1 pseudogene is annotated in these 275 nt (G+C 75.3%); it reads left to right on the plus strand.

What is annotated here, in order from left to right:
* Positions 1-275, plus strand: a pseudogene (locus D471_RS40395) (hypothetical protein); the annotation flags it as partial.

The following is a 275-nucleotide window of genomic DNA, read 5'->3' on the forward strand; positions in this document are numbered from 1 at the left end:
CCTCGACGCCACCGTCCTGCCCCCCGAACCGAAGACCGATGACGACCCTCCGCTGTCGCCGGTCACGGACGGCTCGCACTGGGACCCGGTCTTCCCCTCCGGCCCCGAACCCGACTTCGGCTCGTCCGACACGGACTCGGCGGCCACCGCCTCCGCCCCGGCCCGGAGCCCCGCGCCGTCTCCTGACTCGGGAGTCATGGACTGGGCACCGGACGCGACGTCCGCGCCCGACCCCGACTCCCGAGCCGGATCCGCCGCACAGGAAGGCCCCGTCG

The sequence above is a fragment of the Nocardiopsis lucentensis DSM 44048 genome (genome assembly GCF_000341125.1).
Lineage (GTDB): Bacteria > Actinomycetota > Actinomycetes > Streptosporangiales > Streptosporangiaceae > Nocardiopsis > Nocardiopsis lucentensis.